Origin of the sequence: Streptomyces sp. NPDC090499, assembly GCF_044769305.1 — a bacterium.
Lineage (GTDB): Bacteria > Actinomycetota > Actinomycetes > Streptomycetales > Streptomycetaceae > Streptomyces.
The window spans coordinates 774537-794046 of the sequence record NZ_JBIVXP010000002.1; the positions used below are offsets into that span (position 1 = coordinate 774537).

Sequence of the window (19510 nt, forward strand, 5' to 3'; positions counted from 1 at the left end):
GCCGTCGGCGACGGCAGGGCGGTGGCCCCGCACATCGGCCCGCCGCCAAGGCCGTGGACGTGCTCCGGCGACGGGTGGTCCCGGGCCGGGAGGCGCCCGGCCTCACCCGCCGGACCGTGACGGCGGACCACGGCGACGGTGACGAGTGGGGGTGGTGCTGCCGGGCGGGTTCATCGCGTTCCCCGGATTCCTTTCACCGCGGTCCGGCGACGGCACGGCCCATCTCCGATCCAGATGACTGACATCCGGAACGATCGCCGTGAGGGGGGAAGCATGACGGGTGCCGGAGCGCTTGTGCATGGCGAGAGCAACACCTCCGGTGAGGAAGGTCCCGTGTCCCAGATGTCGTCGCCCGAAATACGCTCCCCGCGCCGGGAGGCCGCCGCCGAGGCTGCCCACGGGGTTCCCGGCTGGCTGATCGCGCTGTTCGCCGTCGCCTCCGGCATGACGGTCGCGAACCTGTACTACGCACAGCCCCTGCTGTCCGAACTGCGCGGTGTCTTCCACATCGGCGAGGCCACCGCGGGCCTGCTGATCACGCTCACCCAGGTCGGCTACGTGATCGGCATGATCTTCCTGGTGCCGCTCGGCGACCGGCTGGAGAAGCGGAGCCTGATCACCGCGCTCCTGACGGTCACCACGCTCGCCCTGGTGGCGGCCGGTCTCGCGACCGGGTTCCCGATGCTGCTGATCGCCTCGCTGGTCAGCGGGGCCACCTCCGTGGTGGCGCAGATCCTCGTCCCGTTCGCCGCGAGCCTGGCGCCCGACCACGCCCGGGGCCGGGTGGTGGGCCGGGTGATGAGCGGCCTGCTCACCGGCATCCTGCTGTCCCGCACGCTCAGCAGCCTGGTCTCCAGCGTCGCCGGCTGGCGGGTCGTCTACCTCGGCTCGGCCGTCCTGATGGCGCTGCTGGGCGTGGCCCTGCGGCTGGCCCTCCCCCAGCACGCGCCGACCACCGCCGTGCCCTACCACCGCGTGCTGCGCTCCACTGCGGCGCTGGTGCGCACGCACCCGGCGCTGGTGCGCCGGGGCCTCTACCAGGCCGCGATGTTCGGTGCCTTCAGCGCCTTCTGGACCACCGTCTCGTACGTGCTGACCGGACCGCACTTCCACTACTCCGCCATCGGGGTCGGGGTGTTCGCCCTGGTCGGCGCCGCCGGTGCGGCCGTCGCCCCGTTCGCCGGGCACTGGGCCGACCGCGGGCTGACCCGCCGGATGACCGGTGCCGCGTTCGGCCTCGCCGCGGTGGCCTTCGCGATCGCCGGGTTCGGACAGCACAGCGTCGTCCTGATCGGGCTCGCGGCCGTCGCCCTCGACATGGCCGTGCAGACCAGCCTGATCCTCGGCCAGCACACCGTCTACCAACTCGATCCCCTCGCCCGGGCCCGTCTGAACAGCGCCTTCATCGCGATCTTCTTCATCGGCGGCGCCCTCGGCTCCCAGCTCGGCTCGATCGCCTACCGCTCCGGCAGCTGGAGCGCGGTCAGCATGTTCGGGGCGGCCCTGCCGGTGCTGGGCCTGCTGTACTGGCTCACCGAGCGCCGGACCGGCGCGAAGCGCTCGGTGTAGGGCCTGGTCGACGCGCACTGGTCGACACTCCCCTGGTCCGTGCCTGGGAGCACCCGGGAGCAGCGGATGCCTGCCTAGGATGCGGCGGAGATCCCCGTCGTACCGAGGCGGGCGCCGTGCCACCGGGAGCAGCTCATGGACCTGCGGCAGATGGAAGTCGTGGTCGCCGTGGCGGACTCGGGCGGGTTCACGGCGGCCGCGCGGCGGCTGCACGTGGTCCAGTCCGCCGTCTCCGGCACGGTCCGCGCCCTCGAACGCGAGCTGGGCACCCCGCTGTTCACCCGGACCACGCACCGGGTCGGGCTCACTCCGGCCGGCGAGGCGTTCGTGCCGGCGGCCCGGCAGGCCCTGCGCGCCGCCGAGCTGGCCCGCGAGGCGGTCGACGCGGCGAAGGGCGAGCTGCGCGGCCGGGTGACGGTCGGCACCATGCAGGGGGTCTGGGCGAACCTGCACCACGCACTGGCCGCGCTGCGGGCGGAACATCCGCACGTGGTGGTCCGGTTGCGGCAGGCGGCGGTCATCGACATCCGGCAGGCGCTGCGCGAGGGCACGGTGGACCTGGCGGTGGTGGCGCTGGACCGCCAGCAGCAGCGCGGTCTGGTGACCAGGCTGCTGGCCCGCGAGGAGATGGTCCTGGTGGCCTCGCCCCGCCGGAGCCTCACGGCGGACGGTGCCGAGGGCACGGTCCACCTGGACGACATCGCCGAGCTGCCGCAGGTGGAGTTCACCCCCGGCTGGGCGATCCGGGACGCGGCCGACCGCGCGTTCCGGGCGGCCGGCGTCGAACGCGCCACGAACTTCGAGGTCAACGACATCGTGGCCGCCTCCGAACTGGTCCGGGCCGACCTCGGCGTCTGCATCATGCCGCCGACCATCGCCCGCCGCTTCCCGGACCTGACGACCTACCGGTTCGCCCGGCACGCGCCGAGCTGGAAGGTGATGGTGGTACGGCCGCCGGGGGAGCCCCCGGCGGCCGTCGCGGCGCTGCTGCGCCACATCACCTGACCGAACTCCCCGGTCGAACCGCAGGCCCGGCAGCCGCCGTTCGCCCCGGTGCTCCGCGGCGCGACCCCGTGCGCCCCGAGTCATCCGGCCGGGGAGGGAGGGTGGATGCCTGCGGTCGAGGCCGTGCGGGTGGCGCTCCCGGAACAGGCATGGGTGCGGGGACGGAAGCCGTCCCCGCACCCATGTGCGTGTCGTCTCAGAAGTCCTCGGAGTCGGGGATGACGTGCATCGCGGCCTCCTCCGCCGACGCCCCGGCGCCGTCCAGGCCCCGGTCGGAGGCGAACAGGTCGGAGTCGGTGACCTCGTGCGCGCCCTCGTCCGGTGCGAGGAGCCGTCCGGCACGGTCGTCGCCGACCTCGTCGTCGAGGAGTTCGCCGTCCGTGTCCCAGGTGTCGCCGAGGTCGTCGCCGTCCGGGACGCCCAGGTCCGGCACCTCCTCGGCGAGCCGCTCGTCCAGGGTCTCCCCGCGCAGCCCCTCCGCCGCCGTCACGCCCGTGTGCTCCACGGCCCAGGGCCGCTCCGGCGGCGAGTAGCCCTCGTCCAGGGCCTCCTCGCCGGCCCGGTAGTCCAGGGTGTCCGAGGCGTCCAGCAGACCGGCGTCGTCCTGCACCTCCGAACCGTCCGGCTGGTAGACCTCGTCACCCATCGCCTCGTCGGTCATACGCGCTCCATCGTCACTCGGGCCGTCCGTTCGATCCGGCCGTCAACCGGAAAGGGTAGGAGGTCATGGTCGCGGTCGGGCAGTGCGATCACGAAAGCGGTGGCGGGAACGGCCGCGCGGACGGCGCCGGGACGCGGCGGGCGGTGGCCCGGCCGGGTCCCGCGGCGGCCGGCCACCGGGCCGCGGCACGCGCCCGGCCGTACGCCGGTGCAGACCGGCCCGGTTCCGGGACGCCCGCACGCTGCTCGACGAATGGGCCTACGCCCGCCCCTACCGCTCCGAACAGGAACGACGCGACGCCTTCCCCGAATGGCTGCACACCTACAATCACCACCGCGGACACACCGCGCTGAAAGGCCAACCACCCGCCAGCCGCGTCCCCAACCTCAGAGGGCAATACACCTAGCGCTTCCGGGAACCCGCGGAGGGCCGGTCGCACAGGGCGTGGTCGATGAGCGCGCCCGTGGCGCGGTTGAGGACGGCGAGGTCCGGCGGCGCGGTCGTGGTGGTGAGGGAGACGGTCACCGCGCGGCTGCCGTCCACGCTCACCGCGGGGCGGGTGTTGACGCCTGCCCCGTCGCCCTCGTGGGTGTAGTAGTAACCGCCGCAGGAGAGCGGGATCCTGCGCAGCCCGAGTCCGTAGGTGCCCTCGGGCATCTCGGCGACGTCCTCCGGGTCGTCGGTCCGCTCGACGGTCTGCCGCATCTCGCGCCACTGCTCGGCGGGGAGCAGCCGCCCGCCGGCCAGGGCGCGGAAGAATGTGTTCAGGTCGGCGGTGGTGCTCACCACGCCGGAGTCGGCGGTGTGCTGGAAGCTGTGCTCGGTGACGTCGAGGCGCCCGCCGTCCGCGGTCGTCAGGTACGCGCGCACATACGGCTCCGGCAGATACGGGTCGAGCCCGGGGACGGAGGTGTTGCGCAGTCCCAGCTTCGCGATCACCCGGTGGGCGACCAGGTCCGGCCAGCTCGCGCCGCCGGCCTTCTCGGCGATCATTCCGGCGACCAGGTAGTTGGTGTTCGAGTACGCCCACCGGGTGGCCGCGCCGGGCCGCGGCACGAACAGCGGCCGGTGCTTCATCGCCACCGCCACCAGGTCGGCGGCCGGGGTGGTGTCGTAGCGGTTCTCGTCGAAGTGGTTGATCAGCCGGTCCTGGATCTCCGGGTCGTCGACGTAGTCGTACAGGCCGCTGGTCTGGCGCAGCAGGTCGCGGACCGTGATGCGGCCGCCGTCGTTGCCGTTGCCCGCGACGACCCCCGGCAGCCAGTGCTCGACGGTGTCGTCCAGCGACAGCCGCTTCTCCGCGGCGAGTTGGAGGACCACGGCGGCCGTGAACGTCTTCGTCGTGCTCGCCACGCGGAAGTGCGCGTTCCACGGGACCGGTTCCGAGGAGCCGGCGGCCCGGGTGCCGATGCGTGCCATGAGCGGCGCCCCGTCCGCCCGGTCGATCCTGGCGAGCACGTTCACATCGCCTCCCCCGGCCTGCCGTACGGCCGCGAGGTCCTGCCGGAGAGCGGCCACGCCGTAGGAGTGCGGCGCGGCCGGACGGTGTCCGGCGGCGACGGCGGCCGCGGTGACGGGTGAGGCCGAGGCGAGCAGCGCTGCGGTCAGCAGGGCGGCCCCGGCCGTCTTCGGCGACGGCATCTGCATGTTCGAATCCCCCGTTGCTTCTGGGTGTCCCGGTCGGTGACGACCACCAGCCAACCGGAACGGGGAGCGCGGGGGGATGGGACCTCCCACCGGATGAGGGGTGTACGTAACCCCCCTGCGAGCAGGGAGGCGGCGCAGCCGCGGCTGCGCCGCGGGCACCCGGCGACCGGACCGGAGACCAAAACGGAGATGACATCTCCACTTCATGTTACGGTGGGCGCGCGACGAAACGGAGATTCAATCTCCGCATTCGTCACCGTTCGAGATCGCCGACCGGCGGGAGAAGGCACGATGCATGGACACGATGTGACCGCGGACCACGGCCGGGGAGCGGGGCGGCGGCCACGGCGCCCGGGACGGACCGCCGTCCTGGCGGTGGTCGCGCTCATGGCCGGAGCCGTTCTGGCCGGCTGCGGGAACGACGGCTCCTCGGCCGCGTCGTCCCCCGCACCGGCATCGGCTTCGGCCTCCGCCTGCCCGGCATCCACCTCGTCCGCGGCGGGAGCGGGCCGGGCCGGCGGCCCGCCGTCGGGACAGCCGGCGGGCGGCACCACGAACCTCGTACAGGCAACGACGATCAAGAAGACCGACAACAGCACCAGCACGGTCATCGACCCGGCCGGCCCGGCGATCACCTGTGACACGTCGGCGGTCACCACCACCGACGACATCACCTACTCCTCACCCACCGCACACGGCGTCAGGACCGACCTGAAGCTGGACATCCAGGTGCCCAAGACCTCGGGCAGGAAGCCCCTGGTCGTCTATGTCACCGGCGGCGGCTGGGTGCTGGCGGACCGCACCGGCAACCTGGACCAGCGCACCTACGTCGCCGACCAGGGCTACGTGGTCGCCAGCGTCCAGTACCGCACCACGACCGGCGGCGCCACCTACGAGGACGCCCTCGCCGACGTCAAGTCCGCCATCCGCTACCTGCGCGCCAACGCCGGCACCTACGGCATCGACACCGGCCATGTCTTCGTCTGGGGCCAGTCGGCGGGCGGCTACCTGGCCGCCATGACCGGTGTCACCAGCGGCGACAGGAGGTACGACGTCGGCGACCACCTCGACCAGAGCAGCGCGGTCCAGGGCGTCGTGGACGAGTTCGGCCCCGCCGACCTGTCCCGGCTCGCCGCCGACTACGACCAGGCCGCCAAGGACTTCAACTACGCCGCGGGCAACTCCGCCGCGCAGTGGGTCTACGGCCCCGGAACCACCAGGTCCGTCGCGCAGTACACCGATCAGGTGGCCGCCGCCGACCCGGCCACCCACATCACCTCCGCGACACCGCCCTTCCTCCTGATGCACGGCACGGCCGACCCTCTGGTCTCCCCCAGCCAGACCCTGGACCTCTGCACCGCCCTCAGGAAGAAGGGCGTCGACGCCGAACGCGTAGTGCTCACCGGAGCCGGTCACGGAGACCTCGGCGTGGCGGCCCTCACCGGCACCTCGCCGAGCGCCGCGCCGAGCACGTCACCGAGCGCCTCCGCACCCGGCAGCGCCGCGCAGCCCTGGTCCACCGAGAAGACGATGAGCTACCTCACCGGCTTCCTGTCGGACCACAGCTCCTGACCCACGCCGGTCCGGGCGCTGCCGGACCGCGTCAGCGCCGCCGCCGGCCGGCTCGGGACTCGAAGTCGCCGTAGCTGGTGTCGGCGGGGTTGACGCTCACTCCGGGGGCGACGATCTCGTCGATGCGGTCGAGGACGTCGGACGGGAGGGTGACGTCGGCGGCGGGCAGGAACGCATCCCACTGCTCCATGGTGCGCGGTCCCATGACCGCCGACGTGACACCCGGGTGGTTGACGACGAACGGCGGCCGGCCCGATCGGGGTGAGGCCGGACCTCTCCGCCGGCTGCGTGAGCTGTTCGACGGAGGAGACCGCCCTCGGCCCCGGTGTCTGCCGGACCCCGCCCGACGGGACCACCGCAGCCGTCAGGGCCGCGTTCGACCTCGACACCCCGTAGGCTGGCCGCAGCAGCTGGTTCGCCCTGTCAGCCGGACAGGGCGTCGCAAGAGGGAACCCGGTGGGATTCCGGGACTGCCCCGCAGCGGTGAGCGGGAACGACCGCCGTCATACGCACTGGGTCCGACGTACCGGACCTGGGAAGCGACGGCCAGTAGGTGTCCTCCGACCGGAGGACGTGCCCGCAAGTCCGAAGACCTGCCAACTGCCCGTGCGCGGACCGTTCCGTGCACGGACATCCCGGTGACCTCGTGGGCGGGTCGGCGTACACACCGGACGGGACGACCGCGCCTTTGCCGCGCGAGGTCGCCGCCGTCGGGTTCGTCATCCCCTTCGCGCTCTCGTCCCGTCTCCGGGATCTCAGGGATCCATCTCGCGAAGGAGATCTCCGTGACAGCGAAGTCCGCAGCCGCGGCAGCACGGGCCACCGTGTACGGCTACCCCCGGCAGGGCCGGAACCGGGAACTGAAGAAGGCGATCGAGGGCTACTGGAAGGGCCGCGTCACCGCCGACGCCCTCCGCGCCACCGCCGCCGAACTCCGCCGCAGCAACTGGCGGCAGCTCGCCGACGCCGGCATCCACGAGGTGCCCACCGGCGACTTCTCGTACTACGACCACGTCCTCGACACCACCGTCCTGCTCGGCGCGATCCCCGAGCGGCACCGCGCCGCGGTCGACGCCGACGCCCTCGACGGCTACTTCGCCATGGCCCGCGGCACCCAGGACGTGGCGCCGCTGGAGATGACGAAGTGGTTCGACACCAACTACCACTATCTGGTGCCGGAGCTGGGCCCGGACACCGTCTTCACCGCGAACTCCGCCAAGCAGGTCGCCGAGCTCAAGGAGGCCCTGGCCCTCGGCCTGACCGCCCGTCCGGTCCTGGTCGGCCCGGTCACCTACCTCCTCCTCGCCAAGCCCGCCCCCGGCGCCCCCGCCGGCTTCGAGCCGCTCACCCTCCTGGACCGGCTGCTGCCGGTGTACGCCGAGGTGCTCGCCGACCTGCGGGCGGCCGGCGCCGAGTGGGTGCAGCTCGACGAACCCGCCCTGGTCCAGGACCGCACCCCGGCCGAACTGAACGCCGTCACCCGCACCTACCGCGACCTCGGCGCCCTCCCCGACCGGCCGAAGCTCCTGGTCGCCTCCTACTTCGACCGACTCGGCGAGGCCCTGCCGGTGCTGGCCAAGGCCCCGGTCGAGGGCCTGGCGCTGGACTTCACGGAAGCCGCCGCGGCCAACCTGGACGCGCTGGCCGCCGTCGGCGGGCTGCCCGGCAAGCGCCTGGTCGCCGGTGTCGTCAACGGCCGCAACATCTGGATCAACGACCTGGCGCATTCCCTGACCACCCTCGGCACCCTCCTCGGGCTCGCCGGCCGGGTCGACGTCGCCGCCTCCTGCTCGCTGCTCCACGTCCCCCTCGACGCGTCCGCCGAACGGGACGTCGAGCCGCAGATCCGGCGCTGGCTGGCCTTCGCCCAGCAGAAGACCGCCGAGATCGTCACCCTCGCCAAGGGCCTCGCCCAGGGCACCGACGCCATCACCGGCGAACTGGCCGCCAACCGGGCCGACCTCGCCTCCCGCGCGAACTCGCCCATCACACACGACCCGGCCGTCCGCACCCGGGCCGCCGCCGTCACCGACGCCGACGCCCGCCGCTCCCGGCCCTACCCCGAGCGGGCCACCGCCCAGCGCGCCCACCTCGGCCTGCCCCTGCTGCCGACCACCACCATCGGCTCGTTCCCGCAGACCGACGAACTCCGCGCCGCCCGTGCCGGTCTGCGCAGCGGCCGGATCGACGCCGAGGGCTACGAGGAGCGCATCAGGACCGAGATCCAGGAGGTCGTCTCCTTCCAGGAGAAGACCGGCATCGACGTCCTGGTGCACGGCGAACCCGAACGCAACGACATGGTCCAGTACTTCGCCGAACAGCTCACCGGCTACCTCGCCACCCAGCACGGCTGGGTCCAGTCCTACGGCACCCGCTACGTCCGTCCGCCGGTCCTGGCCGGTGACATCTCCCGCCCCGAGCCGATGACGGTCCGCTGGACGTCGTACGCCCAGTCCCTCACCGACCGCCCGGTCAAGGGCATGCTCACCGGCCCGGTCACCATGCTGGCCTGGTCCTTCGTCCGCGACGACCAGCCGCTCGGCGACACCGCCCGCCAGGTCGCCCTCGCCCTGCGCGACGAGGTGAACGACCTGGAGGCGGCGGGGACCTCGGTGATCCAGGTCGACGAGCCCGCGCTCCGCGAGACCCTGCCGCTGCGCGCCGCCGATCGGCCCGCCTACCTGGACTGGGCCACGGCGGCCTTCCGGCTCACCACCGCCGGAGTCCGGCCCGACACCCAGATCCACACCCACATGTGCTACGCCGAGTTCGGCGACATCGTCCAGGCCATCGACGACCTCGACGCCGACGTCATCAGCCTGGAAGCGGCCCGCTCGCACATGCAGGTCGCCCGCGAACTCGCCGCACACGGCTACCCGCGCGAGGCCGGACCCGGCGTCTACGACATCCACTCCCCGCGCGTCCCGAGCGCCGAGGAGGCCGCCGGCCTGCTGCGCACCGGCCTCAGGGCGATCCCCGCCGAGCGGCTCTGGGTCAACCCCGACTGCGGCCTGAAGACCCGAGGCTGGCCCGAGACCCGGGCCTCCCTGGAGAACCTGGTCGCCGCCGCCCGCACGGTCCGCGGCGAACTGCCCACCTCCTGACGGGGATTCCGGCGGGCCGCGGCGGCCAGCAGGACTCCCCGGCGACGCTCCCGACCCAGGCACGGGCCGGCCGCGGTCGTCGCCCCCGTCCCGGGTCACCGGGCGGGGGCAGACGCACGGCCGCGTCGCGTCAGGCGCCGACGTACTGGGCGAGGTGCTGGGCGGTGAGGGTGGAGCGGGCGCTCACCAGGTCCGCCGGGGTGCCCTCGAAGACGATGCGGCCGCCGTCGTGGCCGGCGCCGGGGCCGAGGTCGATGATCCAGTCGGCGTGCGCCATGACCGCCTGGTGGTGCTCCACGACGACGACCGTCCTGCCGGAGTCCACCAGCCGGTCGAGCAGGGCGAGCAGTTGCTCGACGTCGGCCAGGTGCAGGCCGCTGGTCGGCTCGTCGAGGATGTAGACGCTGCCCGTTCCGGCCATGTGGCCGGCGAGCTTGAGCCGTTGCCGCTCTCCGCCGGAGAGGGTGGTGAGCGGCTGGCCGAGGCCGAGGTAGCCCAGGCCGACCTCGGCGAGCCGGTCGAGGACGGCATACGCGGCCGGCGTCCGTGCCTCACCGTTGCGGAAGAACTCGGCGGCCTCGGCCACCGGCATCGCGAACACCTCGCTGATGTCCCGGCCGCCGAGCCGGTACCGGAGCACCGATGCCTGGAACCGCCTGCCCTCGCACTCCTCGCAGGTGGTGGCGACGCCGGCCATGATCGCCAGGTCGGTGTAGATGACACCGGCGCCCTTGCAGGTGGGGCAGGCGCCCTCGGAGTTCGGGCTGAACAGGGCGGGCTTGACCCCGTTGACCTTGGCGAACGTCTTGCGGATCGGTTCGAGCATGCCGGTGTAGGTGGCCGGGTTGCTGCGCCGGGAGCCCTTGACGGGCGACTGGTCCACCGTGACGACGCCGTCGCGGCCCGCCACCGAGCCGTGGATCAGGGAGCTCTTGCCGGAGCCCGCGACGCCGGTGAGCACGGTGAGCACGCCGAGCGGGATGTCCACGTCGACGTCGCGCAGGTTGTGGGCGTTCGCGCCGCGCACCTCCAGCACACCGGACCGCTCGCGTACGGACGGCTTCAGTGAGGCCCGGTCGTCCAGGTGCCGTCCGGTGACGGTGCCACTGGCCCGCAGGCCCTCGACGGTGCCCTCGAAGACCACCTCGCCGCCCTTGGTGCCGGCGTGCGGTCCCAGGTCGACGACGTGGTCGGCGATCACGATCGTCTCCGGCTTGTGCTCCACGACCAGCACGGTGTTGCCCTTGTCGCGCAGTCGCAGCAGCAGGTCGTTCATCCGCTGGATGTCGTGCGGGTGCAGGCCGACGGTGGGCTCGTCGAAGACGTAGGTGACGTCCGTGAGCGCGGAGCCCAGGTGGCGGACCATCTTGACGCGCTGGGCCTCACCGCCCGAGAGCGTGCTCGATGACCGGTCGAGCGAGAGGTAGCCCAGGCCGATCTGGACGAACGAGTCGAGGGTCTGGCCGAGCACCGTGAGCAGTGTCGTGACCGACGGGTCGGTGAGACCGCGGGCCCAGGCCGCTAGGTCGCCGATCTGCATGGCGCAGGCGTCGGCGATGCTCAGGCCGTCGATCTTCGCGGACCGGGCGGTCTCGCTGAGCCTGGTGCCGTGGCACTCGGGGCAGACGGAGAACGCCACCGCCCGTTCCACGAAGGCACGGATGTGCGGCTGGAGCGTCTCCTTGTCCTTGGACAGGAACGACCTGCGCACCCGCGCGAGGAGGCCCTCGTAGGTGGTGTTGACGCCCTTCACCTTGACCTTGACCGGGTCCCGGTGAAGGAAGTCGTGCCGCTCCTGCTCGGTGTAGTCGCGGATCGCCTTGTGCGGGTCGAGGAAGCCCGACTCGGTGAACGACCGCACCACCCAGCCGTCGGGCTTCCAGCCGGGGACCGTGACCGCGCCGTCCGCGAGCGACCTGGAGTCGTCGAGGAGCTGGGCGGGATCGATGTCCGAGACGGTGCCCATGCCCTCGCAGCGCAGGCACATGCCGCCGACGACGCTGAAGCCCTTCTCGATCTTCTTGCCGTTCACCACGAGGACACCCGAGGCGTCGGCCGAGGCGACGTTGAAGGCGAACGCCTTCTGCGACCCGATGTGCGGCTTGGCGAGGCGGCTGAAGAGGATGCGCAGCAGTGTGCCCGCGTCGGTGGCGGTGCCGACCGTGGAGCGGAGGCTGCTGCCCATGGGCTGCTGGTCGACGAGGATCGCGGTGGTCAGCCCGTCGAGCACGTCGACCTCGGGCCGCGCCGGCGTGGGCATGAAGCCCTGGACGAAGGCGCTGTACGTCTCGTTGATCAGCCGCTGCGACTCCGCGGCGATCGTGTCGAACACCAACGAGCTCTTGCCCGAGCCGGAGACCCCGGTGAACACGGTCAGCCGCCGTTTGGGGATCTCCACATGCACGTTCCTGAGGTTGTTCTCACGAGCCCCGTGCACACGGATCAGATCGTGGCTGTCGGCGGCACACAGCACGGCGGGCACGCCTTCGTCGTGCGACGTGGTGACGAGTTCCTTGACGTCCCGATTCATGGGTTCAAGCGTATATCTGCAAAGTCGGTTGAAGGTTTGAGAGGAAACATGCCCTGGAATTCGAATAAAGTCTCAAACCGTGAAGTACCTGCGTCCCCACGACCTGGCCCGTGAGCACGGCATTTCCACCCAGGCGGTCCGCAACTACGAGCGGGACGGGTTCATCCCGCTCGCCCGGCGCACCCCGTCCGGCTACCGCACCTACACCGAGCTCCACGCGGCTGCCCTGCACGCCTACCTGGCGCTCGTCCGGGCATACGGCTACGCCACGGGCGGCGAGATCATGCGGTCGCTCAACACCGGCGACCTCGACACCGCGCTGGCCGGCGTCGACCGCGGCCACGCCCAACTGCTGCGCGACAGAGGCACGCTGGACGCGGTGGGGCGGGCGGTGGAGCACCTCACCCGCGGCCCCGGCCCCGCCGGGCACCCCTTTGCAGGCAGCGAGCCGCTCAGCATCGGCGAACTCGCGCGCCGCCTCGCAGTGACCCCGGCGACCCTGCGGAACTGGGAGGCGGTGGGCGTCCTCACCCCCGCCCGGGAGCCGGTCACCGGCCGTCGTTCGTTCGGCGCCACGGACGTGCGCGACGCCGAACTGACCCATCTTCTGCGGCGCGGAGGCTACCCGCTGGAGCACATCCGCACGGTGGTCCGGCAGATCCGCACGGCCGGCGGCACCGAGGCGCTGTCCGCCGCCCTCGACGACTGGCGGCGCCGGCTCACGGCCCGCGGGGTGTCCATGCTCGACGCGGCGGCCCGGCTCGGCGAGTACGTGGCCCTCCTGGGCGTCGCCCCGGCCGCACCGGCGTCCGCCGCGGAACCCGCGCCCGCGCCGGGGCCCCCACCGACGGTTTGAGACCTCCTGTCTCCGCCGAGCCGGGTCGTGCGATCGAGGCGGTCCGGGATGCCATGGCGGCCCCGGAGCAGTCGGGCTACTGGCGCTTCTTCTTCGAGGCGTACGGCCATGCGGTGCGCGAGCCTGAGCGGTACCGCGACTTCCTCGACGGCATCGTGCTCGACTGGCTCACGCTGATCGGTGACCACCTGGTCGGGGCGGGCGTCGTCGACCGGGAGCACGCCTCGGCCCTGGCCACCCTCACGCTCGCCGCCTTCCGCGGGCTGCTCCTGGACCTGGTCGCCACCGGCGACCGCGACCGCACGTCGGCAGCCGCCCGCGCCTTGGCGGGGGCACTGGTCACGACCCGCCCCTGAGCAGGCCGCCGTACCTCCCGCTCCCCGGGACGCGCGCCACCCGCAGCGCACGGTGTGCGCTGCGGGTGGCGTCGGCGGTGGAGCTCAGGCGCCCAGGGCGTGGACCATGTTGACGATGGCGGTCATCTGCGGTGCGCTCTGCACCGCGTAGTCGGATCCGGTGTAGCCGAACCAGTCCCAGCAGCCCTGCGGGTTGACCGGCCAGACGCTGGACACGGCCTGCGGGTAGAGGACGACCAGGTTGTTGGTGTCCGCGTAGGTGTCCAGGTTCCCCTTCTCGGCGAAGGCCGTACCGAGGAGCTGCTGGGCGGACAGGCAGCCGTGCAGGGCCACCACCAGCTTGCAGGGAGCGCCGCTCGCACAGGCCGGCGGGACGTAGAGCTGCCCGGTGGAGTCCATCGACAGGTCACGGGCCGAGCCGCCGGGAGCGTAGGCGTTCTGGTCGAAGTGCGTGAGGGTGCCCTGGGGGGTGCCGGTGTTGCGCGGATTGACCCTGCCGAGCCAGGCGGTGAGCATCTCGCGCTGAGGGTCGTCGTGACAGTCGTTCAGGAACGGCGGCAGGGTGAGGGCGCAGGGGACGACTCCGTCGGGGGTCGGCCACGAATGCCCGGCCGGATCCCAGTCGTGGTACGTGACGTCGGCCCCGAAGTGCTCGTAGAAGTCGACGCCGGCCCGGGAGACCAGCGGGTTGACCACCGGGTCGAGGTAGCCGTGGTACGTGTAGACCGGTTTGCCCGCGAGGTTCGCGACCGGGTCGATGCGGCCCTCGGACGCCCAGTCCGCGGCCTGCCGCTCCAGATCGGCGACGCCCAGGCCGAGGTCGCAGGTGACGAACTTGATCACGTGCCCCTGACCGCAGTCGTACGGCCCGGCGGCGAAGACGCCGGCGCCGTCGAAGGTGCCGGAGTAGGCGACCTGGAGCTGGGTTGCCATGAAGCCGCCGGAGGAGACGCCGGTGACGTAGGTGCCGGTGATGTTCAGGGCCGGCAGGGGTGGCGTGGCCGCCCGGGCCGGCACGGCCGGGCCGGCCGCCGCGAGGGCGAACGCGGCGCCGATGGCGGCGAGGGCCTGGGCCGCCCTGCGCAGGGAGCGGAATCTCATGGAGCACACTCCGTTGTGTGGGAAGTTGTGCGGGAAGTTGTGCGGGAAGGGGAGGACCGCCCGCGCGGACGGTCTCGTACGGGGGACGGCGGCGACAGGACCGGAAGGTCCGTGCCGTCCGGCCCGGAACGCCCCGTGCCGACCGGCCGGGCGGGACCCGGCCGAGGGCACAGGAGCGGGGGACGCGGACACGGGTGGGCCGGTGAGCGCGGGGGCCGCACGCCGCCCGGATCAGCCGGGCTCGTCGGCAGGGTCCGCCGACACCGTGATCGCGCGTTTGAGGATCTTGCCGGTCGGCCCCTTGGGCAGGTCGGCGATCCGGACGAGACGCGGGTACTTGTACGGGGCGACGCGGGCGCGGACGAAGTCGCGCAGCTCGTCGGGGGTGCTGACGGCGCCGCTCCGGAGGGTGACCACGGCGGCGATCTCTTCCCCGTGGGTGGGGTGCGGGACCCCGACCACGGCCGCTTCGGCCACCGCGGGGTGCTCGTAGAGAACCTCCTCGATCTCACGGGGATAGACGTTGAAGCCGCCGCGGATGATCAGGTCCTTCTTCCGGTCGACGACCCGGAAGAGGCCGTCCGGGTCGCGGACGCCGATGTCGCCGGTGCGCAGCCAGCCGTCGACGATCGTCTCGGCGGTGGCCTCGGGTCGCCGCCAGTACCCCTTCATGACGTTGTGTCCGCGGACCGCGATCTCGCCCGGCTCGCCGTCCGGGAGCGGGCGGCCCCGGTCGTCCTGGATCCGCATCCGCACGCCCTCGATCGGGGTGCCGATGGTGCCGGGCCGACGGGGGCCCTCGGGGTGGTTGAAGGAGACGACCGGTGACGTCTCCGAGAGGCCGTACCCCTCCAGGACGGGGCATCCGAAGGCCGTCTCGAAGCCGTGCAGGACCTCGACCGGCAGGGCAGCGCCGCCGGAGATGCACAGACGCAGCGACGACGCGTCGGCCGTCCCCGGCCCGCCCCGGGCGAGCAGCGCGGCGTACATGGTCGGCACGCCGAGGAAGACCGTCACCCGCTCGCGCTCGATCAGCGCCGGCACCTCGGCGGGGTCGAAACGCGCCGCCAGTGTCAGACAGGCGCCCGCCGCGACGGCGCAGTTCAGGCCGACGACCTGGCCGAAGGAGTGGAACAGCGGCAGGCCGCCGAAGACCACGTCGTCCTCGCCGAGCCGCAGCAGGGTGCGGGCACAGACCTCGGTGTTGCGCGTGAGGTTGGCGTGGGTGAGTTCGGCGCCCTTGGGGGTACCGGTGGTGCCCGAGGTGTAAAGGATGACGGCCGTGTCCTCGCCGGCCCGGTCCGCCACCTCGGTCACGGGCTCGTGCGCCGCCCACAGTTCGCGCAGGCTCGCGGGGCCCACCACCAGGTGGCGGGTACCGCAGTCCGCGGCCGCCGCACGCCCTTCGTCCGCGTGATCCTCCCAGGTCAGCAGCAGCGCCGCGCCCGAGTCGGCCAGACACTGGCGGACCTCGCGCGCCTTGAGCAGCGGGTTCATCGGTACCACCACGGCGCCGGCACGGAGAACGGCGAAGTAGAGGACGGCGAAGGCCGGGACGTTCGGCAGCATCAGCCCCACCCGGTCGCCGGGGCGCACGCCGTGGTCCCGCAGCACGGCCACCGTCCGTGCCGAGCCGTCGTCCAGTTCGGCGTAGCCGAGGGTCTCCGTGCCCAGGCGCACGGCGATCCGTGCGGGGACGCGTTCCGCGCTCGCGGTCAGCAGGGTCGCGAGGTTCGCCGGCTCGGCAGGACGGGTGACGGGACGGCTCACGGGCGGGCTCCCCCAGGGATCGCGGCCGGCTGCCGGAGCGGACAGCACGACCAGGTTTCCAACCAATCGATTGGTTGTTTCAGGAACGCTGCGAGACACCATCCGGCTTCTGGGCTACGGTGTCAACCAATCGATTGGTTGGAAATCTCGCCGAGCCTTCAGGAGCAGCCGTGGAACTTCCCGACTGGGAGCCCCGCCGGGTCGTCGCGATGGAGGCGGTTCTCCCTGAGGGCGTCACACCGCCGGGCACCCGGGGCAGGATCCTCGAGGCGGGCCTTGAGCTGTTCGCCGAGTCCGGCTTCGCGGGCGCCTCGATCCGGCAGATCGCGGGCATGGTCGGCATCAACTCCGCCACCCTGTACGCGCACTACCCGTCCAAGGGGCACGTGCTGGCCGAGCTGGTGCGCATCGGACACGAGGAGATGCGGACCCGGCTGGCGGAGGCGGCCGACGGCACCCGTGACGACAGCGCCGCCCGGCAACTGGCCGCGCTGGTCCGTGCCCATGTGCTGCTCCACACCGACCATCCACTGCTGGCGGTGGTCACCAACAGCGAACTGCACTCCCTGTCACCCGAACTGGCCGCGCCCTCGCTCCGGTTGCGCGAGGAGTGCCGCCGCCTGCTCGCCGACGTCCTCGAACGCGGCATCAAGAACGGTGAGTTCGAGCTCGACGACCCGCTGCTGGCGGTCACCGCGATCGGCGGCCTCGGGGTGCAGGTCGCGCAGTGGTTCGGCCCCGCCCTCCGGCGCACCCGCGAACAGGTCGCCGAGCAGTACGCGCAGTTCGCGCTGCGCATCGTCAGCGCCGGACACTGACCGAACCGGCTCCCCGTACCCCCTCCGCGCGAAGGAGTGCTCATGCGACCGGTCCTCGCGACCCGCCACGGCCTGGTCCGCGGTGTCACCGGCCCTGCCGGGACCGCCGCCTTCAGGAACATCCCCTACGCGGCCGCTCCCACCGGGCCGCTGCGCTTCGCACCCCCGCGGCCGCCGGCCGCGTGGGACGGGATCCGCGACGCCGACGCGTACGGCCCCACCGCGCCTCAGGCACCGTACCCGCCGCCGATGGACCGCCTGCTCCCCGAGACACTCGTCCCGGGCGACGACTTCCTCAACCTCAACGTGTGGACCCCGGATCCGGTCGGGCCGCTGCCGGTCCTGGTCTGGCTCCACGGCGGGGCCTTCAGCAACGGCTGCGGTTCGCTCACCGGCTACGACGGCACCGCGTTCGCCCGCGACGGCGTCGTCCTGGTCACCCTCAACTACCGCCTGGGCGTGGAGGGTTTCCTGCACCTCGGGCCCGGCGACCCCGCAGCGGCAAACCTGGGTCTGCTGGACCAGATCGCCGCGCTCGGATGGGTCCGCGACAACATCGCCTCCTTCGGCGGGGACCCCGACCGCGTCACCGTGTTCGGCCAGTCGGCCGGCGCCATGAGCATCGGCGCCCTGCTGGCCATGCCCGCGGCGAAGGGCCTCTTCCACCGCGCGGCGCTGCAGAGCGGAGCGGCCCACCACGCGCTCTCCTCCGAGAGCGCCGCCCTGGTCGCCGCCCGCCTCGCGGCGACCCTCGGGATACCGCCGACCCGGCCCGCCCTCGCCGCCGTGCCCGTCGACCGAGTGCTGGCCGCGCAGCTCCGGCTGCGCGGCGAGATCTCCGCCCGCCCCGACCCGGCACTGTGGGGTGAGGCCGCACGCAACCTGATGCCCTTCGAACCGGTGGTCGACAACGACACCCTTCCCCACGCGCCGACGGACGCGATCGCCGCGGGCGCGGCGGCGGGTGTCGACGTCCTGGTGGGCTGGACCAGTGACGAGTTCCGCCTGTTCACCGTGGTCTCCGGGCTGAGTGGCCTGGTGACCGACGAACTCGTGGAACGCACCGCCGCCGCGTACGGCCTGCCGCCCGGCAGCGGCGTCGCCGCCTACCGCGCCGCTGCCCCCGGAGCGAGCCCCGGCGAGGTGTTCGCGGACATCGCCACCGACTGGTTCTACCGCCTGCCCGCGCTGCGCCTGGCCGAGGCCCAGGCACGCCACGGTGCTCGCGCCTTCGTCTACGAGTTCGCCTGGCCCTCCCCCGCCTTCGACGGCGCGCTGGGCGCGTGCCATGCGCTGGACGTCCCCTTCGTCTTCGACAACCTGGCCGACCCGGCCTTCGCGCCCCTGCTCGGCGACAGCCCGCCGCAGGCGATCGCGGAGAGCATGCACGCCGCCTGGGTGTCCTTCGCCACCACCGGCGATCCCGGCTGGGCCGCCTACGGCGAACCACACCGGTCCGTTCGGCGCTTTGCAACCTCACCGACCACCAGCCGTGATCCACGCGGCGAACTCCGGGCCCTGTGGGCCGACCTGCGCTGACACGGTGGACGACAGCTCCCCGAAAGACCGAGGGAACGTCACACCGCTGCTCGTACGGCAGACCCGCCCCGCACGTTGTGAAACGAAGAAGCACGTCAGAGCCAGGACGATTCGGCTACGTCACCTCGACGTCGTCCCAGACCGTTCCGGGGTCAGGTCGTTCGCTCGGCGGGCCGGCGGCGGCGCGATCAAGAGCAGCCGCCGTCCGGATCGGCTGCTACCCCGTTGCATCCTTCCGTCTCGACGCCACTCGCTCAAGCGGCGCAGTGCGCGGCGGCCACCGGGAGGGCGGTGGCGGGGGCGGTGTCGTGGGAATCGGTGTTCCGGGTGAACCGGTAGCACTGCTGCTGTCCGGCAGCGTGCACGAGGTCGGTCACGGTGGCCACATCGTAGGCACGGCCGTCGGCGGTGCTGGCGGCCGATGCGAGGAGTCGCTGGACCTCGGAGCGGGCCGCGTCCGGTTGGGCGAGGGTGCGCGGGGCGGCTTGGGCGGCCTGGGCCGCGCCGGTGACCGGCTGCCGGCGCGTGCAGTCCGCGTTCGGCCGAGCGGTGACCTCGGCCCGCCAGCCGCCCGTGTCGCGCCTGAAGGCCAGGGCGTAGCAGCGTGTCTCCGACTCCGTCCGGACGGCTCCCCACAGGGCGGGCCGCACCTCGTACCCGCTGGAGAACGGTGTGACGACGGTCAGCCGGCCCGTGCCCCGGTCGTACCCGAGGTCCGGCGCCACCGACGCCTCGGCCGGCGGTGATGTGCCGAAGGTGACGCAGCTCGACTGACGATCCGGCTTTCCTCACATGCCCGCACCCGGAGACTCCGGGTGCGGGCATGTCCGACAGAGCCTGAGGTCCGACCGGGTCGACCCCGCTCCCGCAACCCCCGCACCACACACAGTGCGCACGCGCAAAACCGCAGGTCAGGAACCCTTCCCGTCCGGCTCCAGAATCGCCACGCACTCCACATGATGCGTCATCGGAAAGATGTGGG

15 protein-coding genes, 1 pseudogene and 1 riboswitch are annotated in these 19510 nt (G+C 72.6%); of the genes and pseudogenes, 9 read left to right on the forward strand and 7 right to left on the reverse strand.

The annotated features are described in order from the left end of the window. The first annotated feature begins 342 nt into the window (after window positions 1–342). Both ACIQVL_RS11845 and ACIQVL_RS11850 read left to right on the forward strand, forming a co-directional pair. Entirely contained in the window at window positions 343–1569 is a 1227-nt protein-coding gene (locus ACIQVL_RS11845; protein ID WP_403475229.1) for an MFS transporter, read from the forward strand. Window positions 1570–1704: 135 nt separating this feature from the next. Beyond that, entirely contained in the window at window positions 1705–2574 is an 870-nt protein-coding gene (locus ACIQVL_RS11850) for a LysR family transcriptional regulator (RefSeq protein WP_403430535.1), read from the forward strand. A gap of 196 nt (window positions 2575–2770) precedes the next feature. Here ACIQVL_RS11850 and ACIQVL_RS11855 read toward each other — a convergent pair whose 3' ends face one another. Next, window positions 2771–3235 carry a DUF5709 domain-containing protein gene (locus ACIQVL_RS11855; protein ID WP_403430537.1) on the reverse strand — a complete coding sequence of 155 codons (465 nt, stop codon included), beginning with the start codon at window positions 3233–3235 and terminating at the stop codon, window positions 2771–2773. 181 nt (window positions 3236–3416) lie between these two features. Between ACIQVL_RS11855 and ACIQVL_RS11860 the strand changes: the two are divergent. Further along, window positions 3417–3641: pseudogene (locus ACIQVL_RS11860) on the forward strand (integrase core domain-containing protein); the annotation flags it as partial. Here the strand turns inward: ACIQVL_RS11860 and ACIQVL_RS11865 are convergent. Continuing rightward, window positions 3638–4882 (reverse strand): serine hydrolase domain-containing protein, encoded by a 1245-nt coding sequence (locus ACIQVL_RS11865; RefSeq protein ID WP_403475190.1) that lies wholly within the window; start codon window positions 4880–4882, stop codon window positions 3638–3640. The pseudogene ACIQVL_RS11860 and the gene ACIQVL_RS11865 overlap by 4 nt on opposite strands. A gap of 291 nt (window positions 4883–5173) precedes the next feature. On the opposite strand from ACIQVL_RS11865, the gene ACIQVL_RS11870 reads away from it, so the two are divergent. Next, a complete protein-coding gene (locus ACIQVL_RS11870; RefSeq protein ID WP_403475191.1) occupies window positions 5174–6454 on the forward strand; it encodes an alpha/beta hydrolase fold domain-containing protein in 1281 nt (426 codons plus the stop codon). 31 nt (window positions 6455–6485) lie between these two features. Here ACIQVL_RS11870 and ACIQVL_RS11875 read toward each other — a convergent pair whose 3' ends face one another. Beyond that, on the reverse strand, window positions 6486–6659 hold the full coding sequence (locus ACIQVL_RS11875; RefSeq protein WP_403475192.1) for a hypothetical protein: 174 nt from the start codon (window positions 6657–6659) through the stop codon (window positions 6486–6488). A 204-nt stretch (window positions 6660–6863) separates the two neighbouring features. Further along, a riboswitch (cobalamin riboswitch) is annotated at window positions 6864–7056 on the forward strand. Between the two features lie 183 nt (window positions 7057–7239). On the opposite strand from ACIQVL_RS11875, the gene metE reads away from it, so the two are divergent. Then, a complete protein-coding gene (metE, locus tag ACIQVL_RS11880) occupies window positions 7240–9558 on the forward strand; it encodes a 5-methyltetrahydropteroyltriglutamate--homocysteine S-methyltransferase (protein WP_403475193.1) in 2319 nt (772 codons plus the stop codon). A gap of 130 nt (window positions 9559–9688) precedes the next feature. Here the strand turns inward: metE and ACIQVL_RS11885 are convergent, their stop codons facing one another. Then, on the reverse strand, window positions 9689–12088 hold the full coding sequence (locus ACIQVL_RS11885) for an ATP-binding cassette domain-containing protein (protein WP_403475194.1): 2400 nt from the start codon (window positions 12086–12088) through the stop codon (window positions 9689–9691). A 79-nt stretch (window positions 12089–12167) separates the two neighbouring features. Between ACIQVL_RS11885 and ACIQVL_RS11890 the strand changes: the two genes are divergently transcribed. Together ACIQVL_RS11890 and ACIQVL_RS11895 are read left to right on the forward strand one after the other, a co-directional pair. Then, window positions 12168–12944: a TioE family transcriptional regulator gene (locus tag ACIQVL_RS11890; protein WP_403475195.1), complete on the forward strand. Its 777-nt coding sequence runs from the start codon at window positions 12168–12170 to the stop codon at window positions 12942–12944. Between the two features lie 53 nt (window positions 12945–12997). Continuing rightward, window positions 12998–13300: a hypothetical protein gene (locus ACIQVL_RS11895; RefSeq protein WP_403475196.1), complete on the forward strand. Its 303-nt coding sequence runs from the start codon at window positions 12998–13000 to the stop codon at window positions 13298–13300. 84 nt (window positions 13301–13384) lie between these two features. On the opposite strand, the gene ACIQVL_RS11900 is transcribed toward ACIQVL_RS11895, so the two are convergent. Together ACIQVL_RS11900 and ACIQVL_RS11905 are read right to left on the reverse strand one after the other, a co-directional pair. Further along, a complete protein-coding gene (locus ACIQVL_RS11900) occupies window positions 13385–14401 on the reverse strand; it encodes a hypothetical protein (RefSeq protein ID WP_403475197.1) in 1017 nt (338 codons plus the stop codon). Between the two features lie 231 nt (window positions 14402–14632). Continuing rightward, on the reverse strand, window positions 14633–16171 hold the full coding sequence (locus tag ACIQVL_RS11905) for a long-chain fatty acid--CoA ligase (RefSeq protein ID WP_403475198.1): 1539 nt from the start codon (window positions 16169–16171) through the stop codon (window positions 14633–14635). Between the two features lie 170 nt (window positions 16172–16341). On the opposite strand from ACIQVL_RS11905, the gene ACIQVL_RS11910 reads away from it, so the two are divergent. Next, window positions 16342–16989, forward strand: a complete 648-nt coding sequence (locus tag ACIQVL_RS11910) for a TetR/AcrR family transcriptional regulator (RefSeq protein WP_403430547.1) — start codon at window positions 16342–16344, stop codon at window positions 16987–16989. Between the two features lie 42 nt (window positions 16990–17031). Further along, window positions 17032–18528 carry a carboxylesterase/lipase family protein gene (locus tag ACIQVL_RS11915; RefSeq protein ID WP_403475199.1) on the forward strand — a complete coding sequence of 499 codons (1497 nt, stop codon included), beginning with the start codon at window positions 17032–17034 and terminating at the stop codon, window positions 18526–18528. Between the two features lie 254 nt (window positions 18529–18782). On the opposite strand, the gene ACIQVL_RS11920 is transcribed toward ACIQVL_RS11915, so the two are convergent. Beyond that, complete coding sequence (locus tag ACIQVL_RS11920) at window positions 18783–19253, reverse strand: hypothetical protein (protein ID WP_403475200.1); 471 nt, start codon at window positions 19251–19253, stop codon at window positions 18783–18785. Window positions 19254–19510: the final 257 nt, after the last annotated feature.